This is a genomic window from candidate division KSB1 bacterium (assembly GCA_034506335.1).
GTDB lineage: Bacteria > Zhuqueibacterota > Zhuqueibacteria > JANLFK01 > Oleimicrobiaceae > Oleimicrobium.
Genome location: JAPDPR010000035.1, coordinates 1 through 24848, shown reverse-complemented (window position 1 = coordinate 24848; position 24848 = coordinate 1). Strand labels below are relative to the sequence as shown.

At 58.3% G+C, this 24848-nt stretch carries 19 protein-coding genes and 1 riboswitch; of the genes, 5 read left to right on the top strand and 14 right to left on the bottom strand.

Annotation, left to right across the window (positions count from 1 at the left end):
• Positions 1-49 precede the first annotated feature (49 nt).
• From ONB25_10610 to ribD, 14 genes are all read right to left on the bottom strand, one after another.
• Positions 50-1306: a glycosyltransferase family 4 protein gene (locus tag ONB25_10610; GenBank protein ID MDZ7393332.1), complete on the bottom strand. Its 1257-nt coding sequence runs from the start codon at positions 1304-1306 to the stop codon at positions 50-52.
• A gap of 22 nt (positions 1307-1328) precedes the next feature.
• Complete coding sequence (locus tag ONB25_10605) at positions 1329-2231, bottom strand: D-glucuronyl C5-epimerase family protein (GenBank protein ID MDZ7393331.1); 903 nt, start codon at positions 2229-2231, stop codon at positions 1329-1331.
• Between the two features lie 149 nt (positions 2232-2380).
• Positions 2381-3445 carry a glucose-1-phosphate thymidylyltransferase gene (locus ONB25_10600; protein MDZ7393330.1) on the bottom strand — a complete coding sequence of 355 codons (1065 nt, stop codon included), beginning with the start codon at positions 3443-3445 and terminating at the stop codon, positions 2381-2383.
• Positions 3446-3689: 244 nt separating this feature from the next.
• Positions 3690-4265: a ribonuclease HI family protein gene (locus ONB25_10595; protein ID MDZ7393329.1), complete on the bottom strand. Its 576-nt coding sequence runs from the start codon at positions 4263-4265 to the stop codon at positions 3690-3692.
• Entirely contained in the window at positions 4262-4450 is a 189-nt protein-coding gene (locus tag ONB25_10590; GenBank protein ID MDZ7393328.1) for a hypothetical protein, read from the bottom strand. Before ONB25_10590 ends, ONB25_10595 begins: the two co-directional genes overlap by 4 nt.
• A 557-nt stretch (positions 4451-5007) precedes the next feature.
• The gene (locus ONB25_10585) at positions 5008-5556 is read right to left on the bottom strand and encodes a YIP1 family protein (GenBank protein MDZ7393327.1); all 549 of its coding nucleotides are present in this window, start codon (positions 5554-5556) and stop codon (positions 5008-5010) included.
• Positions 5557-5596: 40 nt separating this feature from the next.
• Positions 5597-9019, bottom strand: coding sequence for a DNA polymerase III subunit alpha (dnaE, locus tag ONB25_10580; protein MDZ7393326.1), 3423 nt, complete (start codon positions 9017-9019; stop codon positions 5597-5599).
• Positions 9020-9045: 26 nt separating this feature from the next.
• A complete protein-coding gene (locus ONB25_10575) occupies positions 9046-9870 on the bottom strand; it encodes a tetratricopeptide repeat protein (GenBank protein ID MDZ7393325.1) in 825 nt (274 codons plus the stop codon).
• 30 nt (positions 9871-9900) lie between these two features.
• Positions 9901-11631: a DNA repair protein RecN gene (recN, locus tag ONB25_10570; protein MDZ7393324.1), complete on the bottom strand. Its 1731-nt coding sequence runs from the start codon at positions 11629-11631 to the stop codon at positions 9901-9903.
• A gap of 16 nt (positions 11632-11647) precedes the next feature.
• Positions 11648-13765 carry a hypothetical protein gene (locus ONB25_10565; protein MDZ7393323.1) on the bottom strand — a complete coding sequence of 706 codons (2118 nt, stop codon included), beginning with the start codon at positions 13763-13765 and terminating at the stop codon, positions 11648-11650.
• Between the two features lie 120 nt (positions 13766-13885).
• Positions 13886-14353 carry a 6,7-dimethyl-8-ribityllumazine synthase gene (gene ribE, locus ONB25_10560; GenBank protein ID MDZ7393322.1) on the bottom strand — a complete coding sequence of 156 codons (468 nt, stop codon included), beginning with the start codon at positions 14351-14353 and terminating at the stop codon, positions 13886-13888.
• Between the two features lie 39 nt (positions 14354-14392).
• Positions 14393-15655, bottom strand: a complete 1263-nt coding sequence (locus ONB25_10555; protein ID MDZ7393321.1) for a bifunctional 3,4-dihydroxy-2-butanone-4-phosphate synthase/GTP cyclohydrolase II — start codon at positions 15653-15655, stop codon at positions 14393-14395.
• A gap of 18 nt (positions 15656-15673) precedes the next feature.
• Positions 15674-16309 (bottom strand): riboflavin synthase, encoded by a 636-nt coding sequence (locus ONB25_10550; protein MDZ7393320.1) that lies wholly within the window; start codon positions 16307-16309, stop codon positions 15674-15676.
• Between the two features lie 8 nt (positions 16310-16317).
• Complete coding sequence (ribD, locus tag ONB25_10545) at positions 16318-17421, bottom strand: bifunctional diaminohydroxyphosphoribosylaminopyrimidine deaminase/5-amino-6-(5-phosphoribosylamino)uracil reductase RibD (GenBank protein ID MDZ7393319.1); 1104 nt, start codon at positions 17419-17421, stop codon at positions 16318-16320.
• Positions 17422-17515: 94 nt separating this feature from the next.
• Positions 17516-17634, bottom strand: a riboswitch (FMN riboswitch).
• A gap of 450 nt (positions 17635-18084) precedes the next feature.
• Here ribD and ONB25_10540 point away from each other — a divergent pair.
• The 5 genes from ONB25_10540 to ONB25_10520 all read left to right on the top strand — a co-directional run.
• Positions 18085-20787 carry a vitamin B12-dependent ribonucleotide reductase gene (locus tag ONB25_10540; GenBank protein MDZ7393318.1) on the top strand — a complete coding sequence of 901 codons (2703 nt, stop codon included), beginning with the start codon at positions 18085-18087 and terminating at the stop codon, positions 20785-20787.
• Between the two features lie 553 nt (positions 20788-21340).
• Positions 21341-22021 (top strand): DNA alkylation repair protein, encoded by a 681-nt coding sequence (locus ONB25_10535; GenBank protein MDZ7393317.1) that lies wholly within the window; start codon positions 21341-21343, stop codon positions 22019-22021.
• 92 nt (positions 22022-22113) lie between these two features.
• The gene (locus ONB25_10530; protein MDZ7393316.1) at positions 22114-22725 is read left to right on the top strand and encodes a GyrI-like domain-containing protein; all 612 of its coding nucleotides are present in this window, start codon (positions 22114-22116) and stop codon (positions 22723-22725) included.
• A gap of 121 nt (positions 22726-22846) precedes the next feature.
• Positions 22847-23320, top strand: a complete 474-nt coding sequence (locus ONB25_10525; protein MDZ7393315.1) for a hypothetical protein — start codon at positions 22847-22849, stop codon at positions 23318-23320.
• Positions 23321-24061: 741 nt separating this feature from the next.
• A partial coding sequence (locus ONB25_10520) for a cation-transporting P-type ATPase (GenBank protein MDZ7393314.1) occupies positions 24062-24848 on the top strand: 787 nt, incomplete at its 3' end.

The window sequence follows — 24848 nt, the reverse complement described above, 5'->3', positions numbered from 1 at the left end:
CGCGTCCTTCCCGAAGAGCAAAGATCCGTTACCACTCATGGCGGCCTGGTCAAACCGAGTTCAGCACCTCAGCCAGCCGCGCAGCGAGGTGCCGGCGTTCAAAGCGCTCGAGGCCAGCGCGACTTCCCTCCGTCACTTTCGAAGCTCCATAAAGGAGTTCATCTAAACCTTGTTCGATTGCCTCTGGGGTATCTTGGCATATCACCACGTGCGGGGCGGACTCCTCCAACAAGTCGACAGTCTCGCCGGGCGGGGCCACTGCAAGGATTGGTTTACGTGCACGCAAGTACTCAAAAACTTTACCTGGGACCACATCCTGCGAAGTGGTTCCCGTCAGGAGCAGAACCAACACATCCGCGGCTTGCAGCCAGCGGACCGCCGCGCGGTGTTCCAGGTACCCTGTCACTTCCACGTAGCGCTCCAACCCCAGCTGCGAAACCAGCCCCTGGAGGTCAACGCCAATCGCTGTACCTACAAACACGACCCGCAGCGCGGAGGTATTCAGCCGCCTCTTCTGGATGAGCGCCGCGCACGCCTTCAGGTAGTTGCCGGGATGTGCCAGCCTACCCACACTCCCACAGTAGACAAGCAACTTTCCCCTCTTGGCCCTTGGCGGCGAAGGACCGAAATCCTCCTCGTCGTAACCATTTGGGATGACCACCGAGGCAAAGTCTCGCCGACGCGACTTACTCTTCAGGCTGGCAGCAAGGGCATGCGAGACGCAAACTACCGCGTCCGCGTGGTGGAGTACGATTCTTTCCAGCCACTTGTTTACGGCGCGGTGCAAAGGCGTAGGCGAAAGATCCAGATGTCCCCCTGTCCACTGATCGCGGAAATCTGCAACCCAGCGGCACCCGGCAAACTGGCGCAGCAGCAGACCGGCCAGGTGTGCCGAAGGAGGCGGCGAAGTTGTCATCACCACCCGAATTCGCTCGCGCCTGTGGAGTCTCCACGCTCTGACTAAACCAAACGGAACCCAGAGAATCTTTGCATCTGGAACAAAGAGCCACCTCAGCAACGCCTCGTACCGTTTCCAGGCCGTGCCGGCCACTCCCTCTCCCTTGGTTGGATGGCGGTGCAGCCCCCTTCTGGCAAGAAAAAGGAGACGCTGGGGGTCCAGGGATTCGGTTCTCTCCACACGCGCCTGCGCAACCTCCTCGGCGAGAGAATGGTCTTTCGCAAAGTAAGCCGTGTCCTTCACCGTCACAACGACGGGTTCCCAGCCGAAGAGGGGCAGGTACTTCACGAACTTTGCCGTGCGCTGCACCCCTCCCATTCCTAGCGGCGGAAAGTAGTACGCAAGCAAGAGGAACTTTCTTCTACCCCTGTCAGACATGGCGGACCCGCAGCCTAATCTTTTCCAGCACCTTAGCTGCTGTCCAACGTACCTTGATGCGGGGATCGTCCAGGTAGCGCCGCCATCTCGCGGCCCACTCCTGAAAAGCCCGCTCGCCCGTCAAAGCGAAGAGCACTTCCATGAGCCGGACATGAATGCGATGGTACATGCGGGAAGCCAAGCGGCGTGTCGGGTGGAGGTCGTACAACGTCCACCACCCGATGTCGTAACGACAGAGATTGGTCTTCAATCCCACAACGGCCTGTTGAAAGAGACTCTGAGCCAGGGAATCCCCCGTCGCCCGCCAGAAATCGTACACGCCGAGGAGCGCGAAGATGTGTCCGTTTAGTACGTGCGGAGGCGGCGTCGTGGGGAACTCCTCAAAAACCGGAGTACCGTCCGGAAAGGTAGCTACAATCCCTCCCCGTTCTATGGACAACCGAAACGCCGCAAATGCCCTCCTCGCTGTACGCAAGTAGCTCTCTTTGCCTTCCACTAACCACAAGCGCAAGAGCAGGGAAATCGCCTCGCCCTGGGCCATCGCGGAAATCCATGGGGCCTTGGGGCCGTAGAAGGGCAGATCGTACCGATATACCCATGCGCCAACTCCGCGCCGGTACTCTTCGCAGTGCTCCACCAACCAATCCCCTGCCTGCCGCGTCTCTTCCAGCAGACTCTCCTGGCCGGTGCGCGTCCACTTTGTCAAACGGTCCAGACCGTACTGGGCCACGGTGATTGCATTGTATTGCCACCCCGTTGCGCGGCCGTAGTTCACCTGGGGAATGCCATCCCCGTCAAATCGGTACTCCCCAAAATCTTCGATCCCAGCGAAGTCAAAGTGATACGCGATAGGAACAGGAGAACCGCCCTTTTTTCCCTGTGTTGCCGCCTGCATAGGCTTTTCGTTCATGGATAAAGCAACGGGGAGTCTATCACTCCCCGCCCTCCAGGGCTATGCAATTTGTGCACAGTACTCTCTCGCGCTCCTGTGCGGCGGAAACAACGCTGACCGCACCGCACACGAGCGCGTTCGTGGGCCAAGTCTTAGGCTACTTCGACACGGCTCTGGTCGCCGATCATGAAACGGTGCGTCTTGGGTATGCCGTTGGCGCGCACCACCTCTGCATGATAGCCCAACAGGCTACTCTCGATCCGAATGCCCACATCGATGATCCGGCAGTGAGACATGACGATGCTGAACTCCACCTCGCTGTTGCGGATGATGCAGTCATCCTGAATGGAAGTGAAGGGGCCGATGTAGCTGTTCTCCACAATCGTACGTTTGCCGATAATCGCTGGCCCGCGAATGTGGCTGCCAATAATGCGCGCCCCTGCCTCAATTGTCACTGCCCCGGCCACGTGCGAGGCCTCGTCCACACTGCCCTCGACACGTGGCTCCAGGTGCTCCAACACCAGTCTGTTGGCCTCCAAGATATCCTGGGGCTTACCCGTATCCTTCCACCAACCGGTGATCTCGGAGTAGGTGACTTTGTACCCCTTTTCCAGCAGGTACTGGTGAGCATCGGAGATCTCCAACTCTCCCCGGGCGCTCGGTTGAATGTTGTTGACCGCCTCGAAGATGCAGCTGTCATAGATGTAGATACCGGCCACTGCGTACTGGCTCTTTGGCACCTTGGGCTTCTCTTCGATGCGGACGATCCTCCCATCCCTGATCTCTGGCACCCCGAATCGCTCTGGGTCCTTGACGCGCGCCAATGTGAGGTGGCAATTGGACTCTTGTCGCTCAAACTCTTCGATAAAGCGCTTGATCCCCCCCACCACCATGTTGTCGCCCAGATAGAAGACGAATGGTTCCTCGCCGATGAACTCTTGCGATATTTTCACCACGTGTGCCAAGCCCAGGGGTGCCTCCTGGGGGATGTAGGTCACATGAATCCCCCACCGGGAGCCATCGCCCACTGCCTCCTTCACTTCGAGCCCCTCGGCGTTGGTGACAATGCCCACCTCCTTGATCCCCGCCTCGGCGACAAACTCCAGGGCGTTGAACAAGATAGGCTTGTTGGCAATGGGCAATAGGTGTTTGTTCTGCGTATGGGTGAGCGGTCGAAGCCGCGTCCCTTTCCCCCCACTTGTGATCAGTGCCTTCATTGTGCGCTTCCTCTTCCTGGCCTTGTGTTCACTCGCCACGCTCTATTCATTCATACACGCAGGGACCTTCGCTGGCGGATGGCAGAGGATAGACCCCACAGTCTTCTTCGGGCCCAGTTTCCAAGCCCCCGAACCATGTTCCTCCGGCAGCAGCCTGGAACACCCATCGCCAGAACGATGCCACCCTCAGCAGCTACGCATGCCCCCATCCTTGTCCAGCGCACTACATGCCCAGGTGCGGCCCCTAGACACCAGACCCTTTCGCGGCCAGCGCCGCGTCGATGGCGTTATTGGCCAATACGTCCGCTCTCTTGTTTTGCTCCCTGCTCACTTCTTCGATGACAAACCGTTCGAACCGCCCCGCAAGCTCCTTGACGCGTTGGTACAGCGGAACCAGGCTACCGTTCTTGACGCGGAAACTCCCGTTGAGCTGCCGTGCCACCAGGGCGCTATCGGTGCGCACCCTCACCGACCGTACCCCCAACTCATGCGCTTTCTCCAGCGCCAACTCCAATGCCCGGTACTCCGCAACGTTGTTGGTACATTCTCCCAAATACACGCTCACCTCGGCCCGTAGGCGACCATCCTGGTCGATCAGGACTGCCCCTGCGCCAGCGGGACCGGGATTACCCCGTGCCGCCCCATCTATGTGGATGGTCAGCTCGTAGCCCGGGAGGTCGTTTGCCAAAAGGCCCTCAAGCCTGCTCAGCAGCGCCTCCACACGGCTGGTCTCAACCCCCAAACGCTTAGCAAGCTCCTCCACTGGCAGCAAGGCCCGGAGTGCGCGGTAAAGGTCCCTGTCGCTTGCCTCAGTCTTCACTCTTCTCCTTCGATCTTCTCCCGCTTTCTGGGTCGGAGCATGGCCGCCCCGCTTCGGACCACCAGCAAAACAAAGATAACGATGAGCACCACATCGCGGGTACCGGACAAAAAGAGGGTGTAAAGTAGTCCCAAGCTTGAGGACACCAGAATCGGCATGGCTTCAACAGTGCGCGTAGCTACCATGGGAATCCCTCATGGCTAACGTCTGTGATGGAACTCATGCACACCCACCTTTCGAATCGCCACTGTGCCAACACGGCCTCTCCGGTCTCACGCGATGTTGGATAAAACCCCTGCTAACGAACGAGAGACCTCGGAGAAACCAAGGATCCAGCCAAAGTACCCGTGCCCAAGGCTTGTGACCAAAGGCTTCCGGCCGCAGACTTCTTCAAGCCGGTGAACAGATGCATCCAGAGCACGGCACGCACAAGCCCTTAGCCCAGAACCTGAGGTTAGTATCCTTCTTCTTCGCCCTCGAGTCCGGCGCAGCGGCCCCCTGCACCCACCTAGCTGGCCCTCCAATCAATTGGACCACAGCAAGTGGTCCCGTGCTGATAGTCATGCCATTGAGGATCTTCAAAACAGGCTCGCTCTCCCAGGCTCCTCCCCGATGCCGCCGGCTCACAGAAAGGGCCTCCGGCGAGAGTGTGCGTTGCATCAAGCCTAGGCCTCTCCCCCACCGGTGCTCCTCCGTGCCGTCATGCACTACCGCACTGCGATTCTGTCCAAACTCAAACCACTCAGAACAGCGCCATCATGAGCCGGGGAATCACATATGCGACCAGAAAAGCGCCATATAGGACCGCCATGCTGGAGACCGAGAAGTTAAGAAGCTTCTCATCGGGACATTTTGCCAGCATAGGGATACCCACGTAGAGCAGGTAAAGGCCATACAAGGCGACGATGAACGTGAGGCCGGAAAGCCAAGGAAACGCCACGAACACGCCGCCCAGAAGAACAGGAGTGAAAGAAAAGGCGGAGAGCTTTAGGAAGTCCAAGGCCTCGCCCCCAACCTCCATTTCGCGCGCAATGGCGTGCATTACCCGAGCAGTGAAGTGCACAGCCGCTATGCAAAGTACAAAAAAGAGGAGCGTGCTGAGGAAATGCACCCATACGCGACCGCTGCTAAAAAAGAAGCGGAAATAGAAAGCAACTGCCGGAACGACCGAGAGTACGCTCACATATCTTGCCGTAATCTCTGCAGGGTTGAGCGCCTCGTTCTTGATCTGCTCCCATGTCTGTCGCGTTTCCAACAGGATATCCCTAGCCCGGGTCAGAGTCCATTGCATGGTGCGTCCCTCATTTGCTCCCTACCGAACTCCTTGCGGTTCATCCAGCCATCCAAACGTTATCACTGCCCAAGAGCGCGCGAAGACCCTCCATGAGTCCAGGTCCTGGCTTGACCTTCGCCCTGCTCGCAGAAAGCACCAAGTTCCTGCCGTTTTGGGTGGGCAAGGTAATGAAAAGCGGACAGTCCCCCTTGTGCTGCGCAAGCAGTTCCCCGAGGCGTTCAACCGTGGACATCTCCAAGGAGCCCGGCGCGATGCGCAGACAGAGCCGCCGGGCGAAACGCTCTGCAACCTCGGTGAGGGGCACAACCTCTTCGCAAATGATTTTCGCCCCTTTATCCAAACGGTTAGAGACTCTCCCGACCACCATTACCATTGCCCCGGCGTAAAGATACTCGCGATACTTCTCAAAGTTACTGGAGAACATCAAGCACTCACCGGTGCCGGTGAGATCCTCGAGGGTGAAAAAGCCGGTCACGCCACCGCGCTGGTCAGGACGGGTAACAAAATCTGTGACCACCCCACACACGCGCACTTCCGTGCCATCCTGTGCGTCCTCAAATCCGTCCAGGGTGAGGGTGGCAAAAGTCTCGATCTCCTCGCGAAACCGATTCAGTGGATGACCCGACACGTAGAACCCCAGCACAGCCTTTTCCTTGCGCAAGGTCTCGTCCTCAGACCATGGGGTCTCTTGAGGAAGAGAGGGTTTGAGGGGGTGCTCGGCACCCACATCGCCGAAGATGCTGGTTTGGCCTATGGCCCGCTCTGCCTGCAGCGCTTGCCCCCAATTGACTGCAGCCTCGAGCGCTGCCATCAGCTGTGCCCGGTGGCCGCCTAGGGAATCCATCGCTCCCGCCTGGATGAGGCTTTCCAGCACTTTCTTATTGACCACGCGCAAGTCTACCCGCGCGCAAAAGTCAAACAGATCTGTGAATGCCCCGCCCGCGTGCCGGGCCCGCACAATCTCTTCAATGGCACCGAGGCCTGCGTTTTTCACCGCACCAAGCCCAAAGCGAATCCCCTTCTCGGTGACTACAAAGGCCGCCTCACTCTCGTTCACGTCCGGAGGCAAGACGGGAATGTTCATCCGCCGGCATTCACCGATCAGCTTCACCACACGGTCGGTGTCCCCCATTTCGCTGGTCAGCGTAGCAGCCATGAACTCGGCAGGATAGTGTGCCTTGAGATAGGCTGTCTGGTAAGCAAGCAGCGCATAGCCTGCGGCGTGTGACTTGTTGAAGCCATAGCCGGCAAAACTCACCATCATGTCAAAAATGGCCGATGCAGTCTCCGCGTCGATCCCGCGCTCCCGGGCGCCGTTGACGAACAGGCCGCGCTGCCGCTCCATCTCTTCAGGAATCTTCTTGCCCATTGCGCGGCGTACCACGTCGGCCTGCCCCAGGGAGAAACCGCCGATCTCGTGGCAGATGCGAATGACCTGCTCCTGGTAGATTGCCACGCCATAGGTTTCCTTGAGAATCGGCTCCAGCAGAGGGTGGAGATATTCAATGGTTCTCTGACCGTGCCGCCGGGCAACAAAGTCTTCGATGGTGTCCATGGGGCCTGGCCGATACAGGGCGTTCATGGCTATGAGGTCTTCGAGGCGCGTGGGGCGCAGCCTCTTCAGCCATTCACGCATCCCGCTACTCTCGAATTGGAACACCCCCACGGTCCGTCCTTCTGAGAGCAGGCGGTAGGTCTCGGCATCGTCCAAAGGGATCGCGTCGATATTCAGAGGGACACCCTTTCGACGCACCGCCTTCACAGTATCGTCGACCACCGTCAAGGTGCGCAAACCCAGGAGATCGATCTTAAGCAGGCCGATTTTCTCGAGGCTGTCCTTGTCGTACTGGGTTACCACCTCCTGGTCCCGGACGCGATAAAGAGGCACATAGTTGGTGAGCTCGTCTGGGGCAATGACCACGCCAGCGGCGTGCGTGGAGGCGTGGCGGGCAATACCTTCCAGTACGAGGGAGTACTCGATCAGCTTCTGATATTCCTCTTTGCTGGCAACCAGGTCCGCCAATTCTTTGACCGAGTTGAGCGCCTGCTGTAGTGAGACGTTCGGCCCTGCCGGAATAAGTTTGGCGATGCGATCCACCTCGCCCAGGGGGATCTTCATCACCCGGCCAACATCCCGCACCACTGCTCGTGCGGCCATCGAGCCGAAGGTGATGATCTGCGCCACGTTGTTGGCGCCGTACTTCTTGCGCACGTAGGCAATTACCTCATCGCGCCGTTGGTCGCAAAAGTCCACATCGATATCCGGCGGGCTCAAACGCTCCGGGTTCAGGAAACGCTCAAACACTAGGTCATACTTGAGGGGATCGATGCGGGTGATGCCCAGCAGGTATGAGACCACACTCCCCGCTGCTGAGCCTCGCCCCGGACCGACTGGAATACCCACGCTGCGTGCGTACTCGATGAAATCCCGCACGATGAGGAAGTAACCCGCGTAACCAGCATCACGAATAATCTTGAGCTCGTGGCGTACTCGATTTTCGATCTCAGGCGTGGGAGTACCATAGCACCGGCGGACACCCTCCCAAACCAGCTTTTCCAGATACTCATCCAGCGTGCTCACTCGCTCGCCCGCCGGCAGCGCAAAGCGGGGCAGGTGTCTTGCCTTGAGGTCGAGCAAAACATGGCATTTCTCGGCAATGGCCACCGTGTTTTCAATGGCTTCTGGCACGTCTTGAAACAGAGCGGCCATCTCCTCAGCGGACTTGAAATAGATCTGGTCTGTGGCGTAGCGAAGCCGATCCGGCGCATTGAGGTCGGCACCTGTTTGGAGGCACAGGAGAATGTCGTGGGCCGCATAGTGCTCGCGCTTGAGGTAATGGACATCGTTGGTCGCCACCACAGGAATGCCCAGCTCTTTTGACAACCTCACCATCTGCTCGCGCACCACTTGCTCATCTGCTAAGCCGTGGTCCTGGATCTCAAGATAGAAATCCTCCCCGAAGATTTCCTTGTACTCGAGAGCGGCGCGCCGGGCCTCCTCCCACATCCCTTGGAGGAGGAACCTGCTGACCTCCCCCTTGATGCACGCCGAGAGGGCGATGAGGCCATCATGATGGAGCCGAAGCAGCTGCTTGTCGATGCGCGGCCTCTGGTAGAAACCTTTTAGGTAGCCATGTGAGACTAGCTTCAAGAGGTTTTTGTAGCCGGTCAAATTGCGGGCAAGAAGGACCAAGTGATAGTTGCCTTCACCAGACCTGTGGGGGGTACGGTCCTCGCTATTGCCGGGGCTCACGTACGCTTCCACACCGAGAATGGGGATGATACCGGCCTTCAGCGCCTGGTCATAGAACTCTATGGCGCCGAACATGTTCCCGTGGTCGGTGAGCGCGAGCGCGCGCATATTCATCTCGGCGCATGTCTTCACCAACTTGGGAATGGGCGCGGCACCGTCCAGGAGGCTATAGTGCGAGTGAGTGTGGAGGTGAACAAATTCCGGCATCGCTCTCTGCTCTTTACCCCGCCATTCTACCGGGAGAGGGTACGAAGCATGGCCTCTGCTGTCTGGCGGTATTCACTCCGAGGGTGGTGAAGCAAGAAACTCCTCAGTTCCACACGCGCTGCCTCGCGCTCGCCCAGGGCAACGTAAGACTTGCAAATCATCAGGTGCGCGTCGTCGTACTTGTCCGTGGCAGCGAAAGAAAAGACTTTGAGGAACTCGGCTATCGCTTGGTCATACTGGCCAAGGTCGTAGTAGCATTGTCCAATCCAGTACTGGCAATTGTCTGCCAGCGAATGAACTGGGTTTTCGGAAATGAGGGCTTCGAACTCTCCGATAGCCCGACGCAACTGCTGTCCTTGGGTTAGCCGCAGGGCGGCCTGGTAGCGCTCCTCGTAGGTTCCCCCGCTGTTCGTCCGGGCCACAGCGGCAGGAGCTCTGGTCGGGGCAGTCTTGGCTGTCTGGACCTCCTGGTTGAGCCGCCTTATCTCCTGGTCTGCTGCGGCAAGTACGCGCTTCAGACTATCCACGGTGGCCTGACGTGCCCGCAGCCTGGCTTGTAGTTCTTGGTAGCGGCTTTGCGCGGACATGTACAAGCTTTCTGCCAATGGGGCAGCGCCCTGTTCCGTCTTTCCGCCGGTCCTTTCCGGCACCTGCTGCTTTGGGACGGCCTCTGTCGCAATGCCGCTTCCTGCCTCCCTTTGCCCACTTAACGTATCGGCTTCGAGAAGCGCCAGGATGCGACTGCGGTACTGCTCGTCTGCTTCTGGTGGAACCGTGGCCTGCCGCCGCCCACCGCAGGTGGCCAATGCCACCCCTACCGCAATCACGAATAGCGCCCGGAACTTGTGCATAGCTTGGGCCCTCCTGAGCAGTGTGCCGGGTCAAAGCCCAGCTTCTTCGCCTGGCGAGCTGTTGGCCTGCGCCAACAACTCGCGCGCCCCTTCTAGATGCGCCTCGGTCACAGTCTCGCCCCCCAACAGCTTGGCGATCTCGGCCGGGCGTTCCTCTTCCCTCAGGGTCCGCACCGTAGTGTGGGTACGGTCCCCTTCAACCCTCTTCTCGACCACATAATGCCGGTCCCCCATGCTGGCGATTTGCGGGAGATGCGTAATGGAGATGACCTGGTGGCTGCGCCCCAGGCTCCGCAGACTTCGGCCCACCACCTGCGCCACTCTGCCCGAAATACCGATGTCGATCTCGTCGAAGATCAGCACCGGGACCCGGTCCAGTCCCGCCAGCACCGACTTGAGCGCCAGCATGATGCGGGAGATCTCCCCTCCCGAGGCCACTTTCGCCAAAGGCCGCACCGGCTCCCCTGGATTAGTGGAAATGAAAAACTCCACATCATCCAACCCTCGTGGGGTGACACGATAGCGCTTCCCCTCGGCCTCCACAAGACCCGCCGCATTCTCCTCCCATTGAATTTGCACCATGAACGAGGCACGCTGGATGCCCAAATTGGCCAATTCTGCCACCACGCGCTGCTCCAGGAGCGAGCTCGCCTGGCGTCGCCGTTCAGAAAGGGCCACACACAGTTCTGCGAGCCGCTCCTTTTCCTCCCGCAGACGCAGTTCAGCAGTGGCGATCTGTTCCTCCTGGTTCTCCCACAGCGCGAGCTCGCGGACCAACATCTCTTTGTGCTCCAACACCGCATCCAGCGTACCGCCATAGCGCTTCTTCAGACCATTCAGGCGGGCTAAGCGTTCGTGGATTTCTTCAAGCCGGGAGGGAGAGAAGTCGATCCTGCTCTGGTATGCCCGCGCTGTCTTGGCAATCTCCTCGGCGGCAATGCGTGCAGATTCGCACATCTCTACCAGAGCAGCAAATGAGTCGTCAATCCCACGGAGCTCCTCCAGCAAAGAGGTGCAGCGGTGCAAACGCTCGCTTGCCGCGCCCTCACCTTCGTAAAGAAGCTGGCAGATTTCCTCCGTGAGGGCAAACAGACGTTCGCGATTGCGGGCCAGCGACTCTTCCCGCTCCAAAAGCTGGTCCTCATCCTTCTCTGGATTCACAGCTTGGATCTCTTTGAGCTGAAACTCAAACAGCGCCCGCTTTTCCGCGCGTTGCCGCGCCTGTTCTCTCAACTCCTCTAAGTCTCGAGCAAGCCTCTGGACGTGCTCGTACTGTCTCCGTACCGTCTCTCTCTCTCTTTCCAGCTGGGCAAAGGCATCTAAGTACAGAAGGTGTTCCCGTACGCGCAGGAGCGACTGGTGCTCGTGCTGCCCGTGCAAGTCCACCAACAGATCGCCGAGTTCTTCCAGCACCTTGAGTGGCACCGGGTTATCGTTGACGAACGCCCTACTTCGTCCAGACAAGTGCAGCTCACGCCGCACAATGAGCTCATCCGCCCCGTCATCCAACGCGTTGTCAGCCAGGAAAGCCCTCACGTCCGGAAGGTGCGAGACGAGGAAAATCCCCTCGATCACCGCCTTGTCTGCCCCGGCCCGGATAACCTCCACCTCCGCCTTCTCCCCAAGCACGGTGCTCAGCGCGTCTATGATGATGGACTTGCCGGCGCCTGTCTCTCCGGTAATGATGTTCAGGCCAGGCCCGAACTCCACCTCCACTTCGTCCAGCAGCGCATAGTTCTTGATGTAGAGCCTTTTGAGCATAACGGCATGGGGGGCACTAATGTCGTACTACAGCGACCTTACCCACGTGTCGGAGTCCAGACTCAGTATATATCACGTAAAGATACACCCCGGTGGCAACTTCTTCACCTCGGTCATTGCGCCCGTCCCACTCCACCCAGGAACCTGGGATCTGTTGCTGACTAAAATACCTCACCAGAAGGCCCTCAGGAGTGAGAACTCGCACAGTAGACCCATCTGCCAAGTTATGAATGTGGAAACGCTCCTGCCCAGTCTTGATCACAAACGGATTGGGGTAGGATAGAACCTCGGACAAGTCAGGTTTAGGCGGAGTGTAGGGCGTCTCCAGCCGGGAGAGTCCGCTTTCGGTGCCGACGTACACATACCCGGTGTACGGGTCAAACGCAAAACACTGCACATTGTTGCCGACCAAAGGGCTATTGTCGGTGGAATAGTGCGTCCACGTATAGCTGTCCCACGACAACACACTCACACCTGCGGAGGTGCCGATCCACTTGTTGTTGCGAAAGTCCACGGCAATCACGTTGATGTCATCGCTCAGGAGGCCGCCCCTTCCCCCGACGCTCCCCTCGAACCAGTAGTTCAGTCCCTGGTTGGTACCGATCCACACCACGCCATCGCTGTCTACTGCGATGGAGCGGATAGAATTGCTAAAGAGGCCATCGGCAGTGGTCAAGGTACCACGGATCGAGTCGTCGCTCTTGTCAAATGGCGTACCTCCATCATCCAGCACAACCACTCCCTCGCGCTCATGGCCGATCCACTTCCATCCACGCTGGTCTATCGCCATGCAGCTGACCGCCGTCTCCCGGATGCCATCGCTAAGCGAGAAGTACTGCCACTGACCTATGGGGCTGACCACCGCCAGCGGCTTGCGGTTAGCCGCATACTTATTCAGAATCCAGACGTTGCCTTCACGGTCAAGAACCAACCGTTCGGCGATAACGTTGATGGGCGTGTCGCTCCCAGAGAGCCGCCCACCGGTGGTATCAATGTGCGTGAACCGGAACCATTCCCCTACCTCTTCGACAATGGTGACGCCGCGCCCAGCTGTGCCAAACCACTTTCGGTTCTGATGGTCCACCACTACGGCGCGGTGTCCCGCGATGGTCAGCCCATCCTGTGCCGTAAGGGTGGTCCACTGCCCCTTCCGGAACGCCACTATGCCGTCGGCCCCAGAGGCACCCCAAAGACTGCCGTTTGCATCTATGGCCAGCGCGCTAAAGACCTCCACCTCTGGAGCGTTGACGCGCAGTTTTCGCCACGTCTGTTCTTCTTCCACGAACTGATGGAGACCCTGGCTCTCACTGCCAAGCCATAACCTACCCTGGTGGTCGATAAGGACCGCCGTGCGCCCCCACGGCGCCCACGGCTTCTGACGCACGGTTCCGTCGGATGCGATCGTGAAGACCCCTTGGGTGGTACCCACGAGCAAGGAGTCACCGCCGGCGCTGATATCAGTGACCTCCAGGCCTGCAAGCCCGACGTGTGTCCACCCCTCCATTGAGCCGCGCACAATCCCTGCTGCAGTGCCAACGTAAAGCGCACCCAAGTGATGAGTAAGCGCGGTTACCTTGTTCGAAGGCAGCCCATTGCTCATGCGGACGTTGGTCCAGAATTGTGGATCCATGAGATTTGGGGAACGAAGATTGGCATGCGCCAGCCCGGAAGGCGTCGCAACCCAAATCTCCTCCCCTACCACCAACAAGGCCGTGGCGCTCGTATTCCAGTCGAGCGCGAGACCCAGGCGTTTGTAGTTCTCCTTTACTTCGCGCCTCTTCAGGTCATAAAGGCTTACGCCGAAATCGAGCGCAACGAAGAGTGAGTCTCCCACCGCCTGCAAATCATTGACGGAGTGCCCCCGGTAGTCATTGACCACCGCCTTCACCGTACCCTCAGCCGTCACGAACGCCAGCGTGCCGGAGGCCGTGCCCAACCAGAGGTTGCCACGCTCGTCAACCGCCAGCGCCGTGACTACATTGGCGGGCAACCCCTCCGTGTTGGTGAGGATCAAGATGGACCCGTCGCCGTCCATGCGCACTAACCCCCCGCTTGTCCCGGCGTAGATTGTAGAACCGTGCCTGACCAAGGTGCGCACGCTGCTGACGGACGTGAAGGTTTTCCAGTCTCCCACTGCCGCCCTGAGCGTAGAGCAGGCGCAGACGCAGATTAAGAGTATGTCACGTGTCGATCTGAACATTCGGCGCCGGGATAGGGAAAAAGAGTTCGCCATTGAAGTGTGATTATAGGCCTGCTACGCCAGGCGTGCGAACAGGTCGGCCATCTCGATGGCACTGAGAGCCGCTTGCCACCCTTTATTGCCGGCCTTGGTACCAGCCCGTTCCAAAGCCTGCTCCAGGTTATCCGGGGTCAGCACTCCGTAAATGGTCGGCACTCCAGTGGTAAGTCCCACGTGCGCGATGCCCTTGGTCACCTCTGCCGCGATATACTCAAAGTGGGGCGTGGCACCCCGAATCACAGCCCCCAAGCAGATCACCGCGTCGTAGCGCTTGGAAGCAGCAAGGCGCTGCGCCACAGCGGGTATTTCGAATGAACCCGGAACCCACACTACATGGACCTTATCTTCAGCAGCCCCATGACGCCGCAAACAGTCCAGTGCTCCCTCCAGAAGCTGCTTGGAAATCAGCTCGTTGAATCGGCTCACCACAATGGCGAATGACCGGTCCTTGGCGCTCAGCAAACCCTCGGTTGTTAGCGGCATTGTCCCTCCACTTTCCGCAAATCAATGCGTAACAAAGCCCTACTTGACACACCTGCAGAGGGCCATTTCCTCCTCGTTGAGGCTACGGTCACCTTCTGCCTGTAGAATAAGATGGCCGAGTTTGTCGCGCTTCGTCTCCAGGTAGGCGGCATTGACCGGATTGGGGGGCACTTCGATGGGGACGCGCTCCACCACCTCCAGCCCGTGTCCTGTTAGACCTATGATCTTGCGCGGGTTGTTGGTTAGCAGGCGAATCTTTCTAATGCCCAGATCGCGCAGAATTTGCGCACCTATGCCATAGTCACGCAGGTCGGCTTTGAAGCCCAACTCTTCGTTTGCCTCCACAGTGTCGCGCCCCAACTCCTGCAGGCGATAGGCCACCAACTTGTTTGCCAATCCTATGCCGCGGCCTTCCTGGCGCATGTAAAGCAGCACGCCGCGGCCTTCTTTCTCGATGGCTTGGAGCGCTTTTTCCAGCTGCTCGCCGCAGTCACAGCGCAGAGAGCCAAACACGTCGCCAGTCAAACACTGGGAGTGCACACGCACCAGCACCGGCTCTTCCGTGTTCACCTCCCCTTTGACTACCGCCAGGTGATGGTGCTCATCGATGGCGCTTTCGTACAGGTGTAGGACAAACCTGCCGTATTTCGTTGGGAAAGAAGTGGTGACTACCTTCTTGACGAGCACTTCGGTACGGGAGCGATACTCGATCAGGTCCCGCACGGTGATCATCTTCAAACCAAAGCGCTTGGCGAGCTTGCGGAGACGCGGCACTCGTGCCATAGTGCCGTCTTCGTCCATGATCTCGCAGAGCACGCCCGCAGGATACAGGCCGGCCAGTCGCGCCAGGTCTACGGCCGCCTCAGTGTGTCCTGCCCTGCTGAGTACACCGCCGGGCTGTGCCCGGAGCGGAAAGATATGTCCTGGCCTGGCAAGGTCGCGCGGTTTGGTCGCAGGGTCAATCAGGGCACGCACCGTCTCTGCCCGGTCTTGGGCAGAAATACCTGTCGTGGTATTGCGCCGCGCGTCAACCGATACGGTGAACATCGTTCCCAGGTGTGCGGTGTTATCGGTCACCATCGGCTGCAGGTCCAGCTCGTCCAGACGCTCACCGGTCATCGCCACGCAGATCAAACCCCGTCCATACTTGGCCAGAAAATTGATCTTTTCGGGTGTGACCTTTTCCGCGGCCATGACAAAGTCGCCCTCATTCTCGCGATCCTCGTCATCGACCACTATGAGGATGTCACCACGTCGGTACGCTTCTATGGCGCTTTCCACTGAATCGAATACTTCTGGCATACCGTCGGCTCCCAGGCACTAATAGCCCCATTCATGCAAGCGCTCCATGCTCAACGGCTGGAACTCTGCCCTCTGCAGCATGTGCGCTACGTACTTGCCCAAAATGTCCACTTCAAGGTTCACCAGGTCGCCCGGCCTCTTTTCGCCAAGTGTGGTCCTTTTCAGCGTATGGGGCACTAACCAGATCTCAAGGCTGGCGCCTTCTAGCCGGGCCACGGTGAGGCTCACCCCATCCACCGCGATGGAGCCTTTTGGCACCACAAATGGACGAAGGTTTCTTGGCAAGGTCACCTCCATCACCTTCCCCTCCCCACCTGGGGTTACCTTTTTCACCTCTCCCACATCGTCCACGTGTCCCTGCACGAGGTGCCCGCCCAGCCTGTCGCCGCTGCGCAGTGCCCGTTCGAGGTTAACGCGCCATCCTCGTCTGTAATTCCCAAGCGTCGTGCGCCGAAGGGTCTCGGCCACTGCCTGCACAGCAAAAGCCTTCGGCGCCACCTCGACTACGGTAAGGCACACGCCGTCCACCGCGACACTGTCGCCCACCTTCAGCCCATCGGCCACAGATTCGCACGTGATACCTAGCTCCATCCCAGTAGCCGTCTTGTTAACCGCCGACACGACGCCTACTTCTTCCACGAGTCCAGTGAACATCTGAATCCTCACGCCTTGCGGACCGGCCGGCCGCTGAACAGAAAGGTGCTCCCCACCTTCTTCACGGACACGTCGGCGATCTCAATGGCTGCGTTAACGTTCCTAATGCCCAGGTCCCCCAGGGCGTCCAGTCCCTCGCCCAAAAGTTTCGGCGCTACGAATATCAGCACGCGGTCGACTTGCCCAGAGAGAAGCGCCTCGGTGAAGACTTGCTGGCCCCCCTCTACGAGGACAGAGGCGACCTGCATCTGAGCCAAGGAGTGCCAGAGGGCATCGAACGAGATACGCTCTCCGTTCGTGGGTTCCAGGACCAGGACTTTTGCGCCTCGCTCCTCAATGCGGCGGATCTTCTCGCTTGAAGCAAGCGTAGTGGTCACCACGACCGTCTTGGTGGCATATTCGTCGGTCAGGAGGCGGGCATCAAGCGGGATGGCTAACTGGTCGTCCACAACAACGCGCTTTGGAATGGGCCCACTCTTGTCGAGCGGGGTCAAGACTGGATCGTCGGTGCAGACAGTTCCTGCACCGACCAGAATCGCGTCGTACTGGGCGCGCAACTTCCGCACCAGGGCACGCGCCCGCTCACACGAAATCCACTTGGAATGTCCGGCAGCTGTGGCGATTTTTCCATCCAGGCTCTGGGCGATCTTGAGGGTGACGAAGGGCATGCCCGTAGTGATGTACTTGAGGTAGGCCTCATTCAAGCGGCGACACTCCTCTTCGCACACGCCAACGGTAACGGCAATGCCTCGTTTGCTTAGGGCCTCGATGCCCTTGCCGTTCACCAACGGGTTAGGGTCGCGCATGCCGGCCACGACTCGCGCCACGCCCGCCTCGACGATAGCGTCCACGCACGGAGGGGTCTTGCCCTGGTGCGCGCACGGCTCGAGAGTGACGTAGAGGGTGGCTCCATTGGCTTCCTCGCCCGCTTCGTTGAGGGCCACTACCTCGGCATGAGGGCCGCCGAAACGCGCGTGGTAACCACGCCCCACGATCTTCCCCCCCCTGACGACCACCGCCCCGACAAGCGGATTCGGGCTTACGAAACCCAGCCCTTTTCGCGCCAGCCTGAGCGCGGTAGCCATAAATGACTCATCGCTACTGGCGCCCATCTCCTGCCTGTGTGCTCAGTACAAACAAGCCCCAGAGCAAATGTTCCGGGGCCCTCCAGTTGTCCGCGTCCGGCGTACACAGCAACGCCTGTTGTCATGTCTTCTCCCATCCGGGCTATCACCGTCGGCGCCGGAATCGCACCGGCTCGGTCCCTGCAGGACTCGCGGGCTTTCACCGCCGGCCAGGAATTCCACCTGGCCCCGAAGACGCTTGAAATATAAGCATTCCCCACCATGCCGTCAAGAGCTTTTTTGCCCTTCTACGCCCACAACATCATGCACTCTAGACGGCTGCCGACCACAACATATAGTCGCGCTGAAGATTTTTTCTACGAGATGTAGAATTCACTTGACAAAACCGCAGCGATTTGGTATATTGTCAGCGGTCTGTCAGAGCACTGGTGGTGACGAGGTAGTTTTGTGGTGGAGGACTCTGATCTATGACCGGCAGTAACTACGCGCTTTGCACGCCCGTTGCAAGAATGCTCCTCCCCTCACCGACACCTTTCAGCTGACGAGACACGACACGGGACTGGCTTTCTGGACGACAGGCATGAGGTGGGCAACTGCGCCCTTGTGGTTGGGAGCTGGAACGATAAATAGCGAGAGGTTGCTATGTCCGGCACGCGAGAGACGTCGCAAATGGACCTGGTGGCGGAAGTCATGGGTGGTGATGGCAACCAACCAGGCGGTCGTCCGCGCAAGAAAGGACTGGTAATCACTAGGCGCTTTAGCCGCGGTTCGGTCCATCCTTTCGACGAGATTGAGTGGGAAAGACGCGACTCTGTGATTGTCGATGAGAAGGGCGAGGTCATCTTCCACCGCCAGAATGTAGAGGTACCGAAGTTCTGGTCGCAGATGGCTACCAATGTGGTGGCTTCCAAGTACCTTTGCACGCGTCTCCGCTCCGATTTCGAGGAGACCAGCGTCAAGCAGCTCATCGACCGCGTGGTTCGCACCATCTGCACCTGGGGTCGCGAGGATGGCTACTTTGCCACCCAGGCGGATGCCGACATCTATCGGGACGAGCTGACCTACCTGCTAGTCAATCAGATGGCCTCTTTCAATAGCCCAGTGTGGTTCAACCTTGGGATCGAGGAAAAGCCGCAGTGTTCCGCTTGTTTTATAAACTCCGTCGAAGACACTATGGAGTCCATCTTGGACCTGGCCAAGGTGGAGGGGCTCCTCTTCAAGTGGGGCTCGGGCACTGGAACTAACTTTTCCACCCTCCGTTCCTCCAAGGAACGCGTGAGCGGTGGCGGCCTGGCCTCTGGGCCGGTCTCTTTCATGAAGGGCTACGACGCCTTCGCAGGCGTGATAAAGTCTGGCGGAAAGACGCGCCGCGCAGCAAAAATGGTCATTCTCAACATTGATCACCCTGATATTGTCGAGTTCATCAACTGCAAGGCTAATGAGGAGCGCAAAGCGTGGGCCCTCATCGAGGCAGGCTATGATGGCTCCTTTGATGGCGAAGCCTACAGGTCAGTCTTTTTCCAAAACTCCAACAATAGTGTGCGCGTCACCGACGCCTTCATGCAGGCGGTCAAAAACAATGAGAAGTGGCACACCCGGGCGGTGCTGGACGGCAAGATCGTAGATACCTACGATGCCGTGGATCTGATGCAGATGATCGCGCAGGCGGCGCATCTGTGTGGGGACCCGGGCCTGCAGTTCGACACTACGATCAACAAGTGGAATACCTGCGCCGCCTCCGGCCGCATCAATGCCTCCAATCCTTGCAGCGAGTTTATGTTTTTGGACGACTCTGCCTGCAATTTGGCCTCCTTGAATCTCATGAGCTTCCGCAGGGACGGCATGGAATTCGACACCGAGGCCTTTTGCGCGGCAGTGGAGATTATGCTGATCGCGCAGGACATACTTGTGGACCGCTCCAGCTATCCCACCGAAAAGATCACTCAGAATAGCAAGGCCTTTAGGCCTCTGGGTCTGGGCTACACCAACCTCGGTGCTCTGCTCATGTCGTGGGGCATTGCCTACGACAGCCCGCAGGGCAACGCATTGGCCTCAGCAGTAACAGCCCTCATGACCGGACAGGCTTACCTCACATCGGCACGGATGGCTTCGCGTCTTGGCCCCTTTGCCGAATTTAAGAAGAACCGAGAGTGCATGCTGAACGTGATCCGCATGCACAAGCAGGCTCTTCATAACGTGAACGCCCAACTGGTGCCGGCCGCCTTGTGGCAGGCGGCCACAAAGGTATGGGACGAAGCACTGGCCCAGGGCGAGCAGTTCGGTTACCGAAACGCCCAGGTCACGGTTCTGGCACCCACCGGCACTATCAGCTTCATGATGGACGCCGATACCACCGGCGTGGAGCCCGAAGTAGCGCTGGTGAAGTGGAAGAAGATGGTCGGCGGCGGCAAGGCAAAACTTGTGAACTCCACGGTTCCCATGGCCCTCAAGCACCTGGGCTACGCACCTGAGGAGATCCGCGCCATCGTCGCCTACATAGACGCCGAAGGGACCATCGAGGGTGCACCCCACCTGAAGCCTGAGCACCTGCCGGTATTTGACTGCGCGCTGCGTCCGGCCAAAGGTACGCGCTGCATTAGCCACATGGGTCACGTCCGCATGTTGGCCGCAGTGCAACCATTCATCTCCGGTTCCATCTCCAAGACCGTGAACATGCCCAATGACGCCACACCGCAAGACGTGTTCAACACCTTCATGACGGCCTGGGAGATGGGACTCAAGTGCATTGCCATCTACCGCGACGGTTCAAAGCGCACCCAACCGCTCAGCACCTCGGCAAAGAGCGAGAGCGCCGGAGAGGGGAAGTTCAAAGCCAGTCGCCGCCGCCTCCCTGCCGAGCGCCGGGCCCTCACGCACAAGTTCAACATCGCCGGCCACGAGGGTTATCTTACCGTTGGCCTCTATGACGACGGCACGCCAGGCGAAATCTTCATTGTCATGGCCAAAGAAGGCTCGGTGGTCTCTGGCCTCATGGACTCCTTCGCAACGGCCATCTCCCTGGCCCTCCAGTACGGTGTGCCCCTGAAGGTGTTGGTCAACAAATTCAGCCACACCCGCTTCGAGCCGTGGGGGTACACCGACAACCCGGACATCCCGTTTGCCAAGTCCATCATGGACTATATCTTCCGCTACCTGGCCCTCAAGTTCCTGCCCCCCAGCGAGCAGGCTGAATTGGAGAGCAACGGCCAGCGCTCACCGGAGTTTGCCGCACAGGGGCCATCGCCCGCGACGCGGGTGTCTACCCCCGTGCTAGAGACACCTTCATGGCATAGCGACGAGCCCCCTTGCCCCGAGTGCGGTTCCATCATGGTACGAGCGGGCAGCTGCTACAAGTGCCTCAACTGCGGCTCCAATACAGGATGCGGAGGATGAGCTCTCAGGTTGCAATCTCCAGGCAAAATGCAGACGGCACCCGGGTTCTGGTAGAACGGGGAGAGTGTTCACAAGCGATTTGAGTAATCTTCTTCCACAGTTTTGTGACTGTATAGTCTGGAGAAGCCCGCTATCGAAAGACCGATATAACGAGGTGCGGCCAGACATTCAGCAGGTTTGCACATACCTCGACCTCTTTTCAGCCCATCCTAGCGCCTGGTCGCCTCATACTAGCCCTGCTAGTTAGTTTGTCCTTTGTTCACTGCTTTCGTCACCATCGGTCAGGGGTTCAGCATTGTCGTCGACCATCTCTAGTGGCGATCGTAGGAGTCTTCCCCTTCTGCACAGCCGTCCACGCTTCGTACCAATACCTAAGTGGGTTCCTGAAAATGCCCGATTGCACGTCCATCCCACACACAGGATTGCGTTCTCAGGAGAGCGATCTTAGTGTACCAGTGCATGAGGGGAACCAGTAAGCTTAGACAGTAAGGTGGGCAACGCTGACTGTGCTTGCCTTAGCTTCTCCTCATTCCGCTCTGCGCGGAGGGAAAACATGGCCTCTTTGCAGGAAGTGCTCAAGAAACTGGAGTCCCAGGCAAGACCGGAGCATGTGCAGGGCATGGCCAGCTATGGGATGACGGCCGAACGCCGGCTGGGAGTAGCTATCCCCGATTTGCGGAGGATCGCAAAAGAGACTGGGAAAGACCATGGCCTCGCGCTAAGACTGTGGGGAACGGGGATACCGGAGGCAAAGATTCTGGCCGCCATGATCGACCGACCGGAGGAACTGACCGAGCAGCAGATGGATGAGTGGGTCGCGGGTTTCAACTCGTGGGATGTGTGCGACCAGGTGTGCATGAACCTGTTCGAAAAAAGTCCGTTGGCTTGGAAGAAGATACTCGAGTGGTCGGAGCGGGAAGAGGAGTATGTGAAGCGGGCCGCTTATGCGCTGATCGCCTGCCTGGCCTGGCATGACAAGGGCACGAGCGATGCGAAGTTTATCGGTCTGTTTCCGGTCATAAAGCGAGGGGCAACAGACGAGCGCAACTATGTCAAAAAGGCGGTGAGCTGGGCGCTGCGGAACATCGGGAAGCGGAACAAGAGACTGAACAGAGCAGCGCTGGAGGTAGCGGCGGAGATCGGACAGATGGATTCGCGGGCAGCCCGATGGATAGCCTCAGACGTAGGCAAGGAGCTAAACAGCGAGGCAGTGCAGAGGAGGCTGGGTGCTTAAGGCGATACCATCGTTGGACCGCCGAATGGAGTACCATGAAGAAACCACATTGACATCATTGACGGGCAAAACCTACAGAAAGGGGCACAATCATGGGCAAGATTGATCTCAAGAAAGACTTGAAGCATCTCTACAGCCCATCGGCCATCGAAGTTTCGGTACTGGAGGTTCCACCGATGAACTTTCTGATGGTCAATGGCACTGGCGACCCAAATACCTCCCAGGAATATCAGCAGGCAATGGAAGCGCTCTTCTCTCTCTCCTACGCGCTCAAATTCAGAGTCAAGAAGAGCACCGGCGCAGACTACGCCGTAATGCCATTGGAAGGGCTGTGGTGGACGGATGACCCAAGCCAGTTCAGTATGAGCAATCGGACGATCTGGAAGTGGACAGCAATGATCATGCAACCAGAATACGTTGCGGCTGAGATGGTTGCGGAAGCCCTGGACGAAGTGAGGAAAAAGAAAGGATCTCCTGCACTAGAGGGGGTGCGATTCGAAACCTATCACGAAGGTCTATCGGCTCAAATCATGCACATTGGGCCTTACGCTGCGGAAGAGCCAACAATTGCCAGGCTCCATAGTTTCATCAGAAAAAGTTGTTATGAGCTGAGCGGAAAGCATCATGAGATATACTTGAATGACCCCCGAAGGACTGCGCCAGAAAAACTGAAGACCGTCCTGCGCCAGCCTATTCGTAGGTAGGCAAGTATTAGTTGTCGCCCAACAAGCGGCTGGAGCCGACAGGGCGTTGGCTCGCTCCGGTGCTGCGCCTTAAGGGCAACTCCTTACCCAGGGCCAGAAGAGATCTGCTACAGGCGGAGATATGCGAAAGCTTCTCTCACTAAAGACCGGATGGGCGCTGGGGATCTTCGCCTTCCTTGACCTCATCTGCGCGGGACTCGGCATGGGTGTCCCGATCTTCTGTATTCTGCTCGGTCTTCCAGTCGGGTGGTATATCGCCAGGAGAATAACCGCTCGACCCTTCGACACCAAGGTGGTTCTGACCAAGACATTGGTAGGGGCAGCCTTGACTTCTGGGTTCACTTTCCTTGGGATGATGTTGTTATGGGGTCCGTGGCTTGGGATGTTGTTCGACCCCGCTGCGGATGTGCAGAAGCTGGGTGCTCCTCTTATCTTGTACGACCCGCGGGCGAGTTTCATTGGGTGGCTGGTTCTCATGATCGTCATCTCGCCTTTCCTGCAGTTGTTGATGACTCTGTTCGGGTCGCACCTTACGTTGTTGTGGTGGATTTCGAGGCATGGCGGGACGAGCAAGGAGAACACTGACGCCGCCTAACACGCGACCACAGCCGACGCCACTTTCAGCGGGGGGCTCAGGCACAAGCCGTTGGGCTAAGAGGAAAGGCTTGATCGAACGAGTTGATCGAGGAGTCTCACAATGCTTGAACCGTTCTACTTTGCACTAGGGCTTGTGAATAGTGGTCTTCTGATTTCGATCTTTCTTCTTCGCGAGAATCATCTTGATCTTCTGCGAAAAACTGGATGGATATATTTTCTATTAGCAATTCCAGCCATCTATGCCGTTTTCCTAGTCCAGAAGGAACACAAGACGCCACGATACACTCTCTTTCTGGGGATCTTTCTGGCCTTTCTGGCGATTGAAGCACTGTATGACTGGGTCTTGAGGATTCCCTTCCGAGCGACTATGGACTGGAAACTATTGACACCATATGTCTTACTGTATATGTCGATGAACTATGGATTTGTGGTAATGACGTGGAAGTACTATTCCGCGCCCCACGGCATTGTTCTGTTTGCTCTTTTTGTTATCCAGCTCATTGTAAATGTAGTAACGCATTCTTAACTCGCTATCCCAAAAGTATCCCCAAGACTCGGAGCTAATTGAGGTTCAAAACTGCGCACCAACGGCTTCCAGCTGACGTCGCTCCGCTGCGCTACACGGCGCAGGCGAGCTCGGGGCCGTTGGGCGCTGATTCATACATGCCCGTGCATAGCCTGAGCAGCCATTTCCTTATGGCTTCCTGTTGTCCCTGGGTACGAGTTCTAGGGAGACCGAATGAAACCGTTTACCCGCTTTTCCCGCACACCGCCTAAGATGGAGCGACAGGACACTCAGACAACGCTAGCGGCTTACTGGAGCGTCGCGCCTGACCAACTCCTCCCCACGTTACGCGCCACCCCCAATGGTCTCCAACAGTCAGATGCTCAGGAACGTCTGAAGCAATACGGGCTGAACACGATTCGAGCGCAGCAGCGGGCAACCTGGTCACGCCTGTTACTGAGCCAGTTCAAGAGTCCGCTCGTCATCATCCTCATCTTTGCCGCGACTGTCTCCGGCTTTGTGGGAGAGTGGGTGGATGCCAGTATTGTGTTGGCCATTGTGCTTGGCAGCACGATCCTTGGCTTCGCGCAGGAATACGCTGCCAGCAGTGCCGTCGAGAAATTACGTTCATTAGTCACAATCAAATCCTGTGTGCTGCGGGATGGACAGCCCCAGATGCTGCCCTCCGAACAAGTGGTGCCCGGCGATGTGGTTGTGCTTTCCGCGGGCAACCTGATTCCGGCTGACGGTATCGTGCTGAGAGCCAAGGACTTTTTTGTCAACCAAGCCGTGCTTACCGGCGAAACCTTCCCGGCGGAGAAACGGCCGGGAATCGTCCCGGCCAAGGCCAGCCTGGGGGAACGTACTAACTGCGTTTTCATGGGGACCAATGTGAGCAGTGGAACCGCCGAGGTGCTGATCGTGCAGACGGGCCGCGCTACCGTGTTCGGACAGGTAGCCGAACGGTTGAGACTGCGCCCGCCGGAGACCGAGTTTGAGCGCGGCGTTCGTCGCTTCGGCA